Raw genomic sequence first — 894 nt, 5'->3', positions numbered from 1 at the left:
GTTTTTGAGGAGCTTAACTATCGTCGCTATGAGTGGAAATGCGATGCTCTAAATCTGCCATCAAGACGAGCTGCGGAGCGTTTGGGCTTTGTTTATGAAGGAACCTTCCGCAAGGCAGTTGTTTATAAGGGGCGCACGAGGGATACGGATTGGTTGTCTATGATTGATAAGGACTGACCTCAAGTCAAAGCTCGTTTAGAAACATGGTTGGCTCCTGAAAATTTTGATAAAAATGGACGGCAGTACAAGAGCTTGAGAGAACTTTAAGAGGTGTTGACATGATCACTATTAAAAAGCAAGAAATTGTCAAGTTAGAGGATGTTTTGCATCTCTATCAGGCTGTCGGTTGGACAAATTATACACATCAACCTCAGATGTTGGAGAAGGCCTTATCTAACTCATTAGCAATTTATCTGGCACTTGATGGCGATGCCGTGGTGGGCTTGGTCCGTTTGGTCGGAGATGGTTTTTCATCAATTTTTGTCCAGGATTTGATCGTTTTGCCTAGCTATCAGCGCCAAGGGATTGGTAGCGACTTGATGAAAGAGGCTTTAGGTGATTACAAAGATGCCTATCAAGTCCAACTAGTGACCGAACAGACAGAAAAAACTTTGGGATTCTATCGTTCTCTGGGATTTGAAGCCTTATCTACTTATGATTGTACAGGAATGATTTGGGTGGATCGAAAAAGATAAAAAAATATTTTTTCTTAAGTAAAGTTTAAGTCTCCTCGTGTATTATATAGTTATTAAATAAAGACCTCCTAATACTCTTCGAAAATCTCATCAACCTTCGTTAGAGTCGACTTAGCTAACTATAGTTATGCTTGCGCCTATCTGCCTAGTCTGATTTCGATTTTCATTGAGTACCCTTTATTTAATGAAATCCCAAACT

At 40.0% G+C, this 894-nt stretch carries 1 protein-coding gene and 1 pseudogene; both read left to right on the top strand.

All coding sequences use genetic code 11. The features are described from left to right. Positions 1-267, top strand: a pseudogene (locus GMD6S_RS09625) (GNAT family N-acetyltransferase); the annotation flags it as partial. A gap of 11 nt (positions 268-278) precedes the next feature. After that, positions 279-695: a GNAT family N-acetyltransferase gene (locus GMD6S_RS09620; protein ID WP_000628402.1), complete on the top strand. Its 417-nt coding sequence runs from the start codon at positions 279-281 to the stop codon at positions 693-695. Positions 696-894: the final 199 nt, after the last annotated feature.

It is taken from the genome of Streptococcus sp. GMD6S (genome assembly GCF_000297015.1).
This window is presented reverse-complemented; position numbering and strand designations above follow the sequence as displayed.

Coding starts and splice junctions, on each gene's coding strand:
- GMD6S_RS09620 (WP_000628402.1), top strand. CDS start 279: ATGATCACTATTAAAAAGCAAGAAATTGTCAAGTTAGAGGATGTTTTG.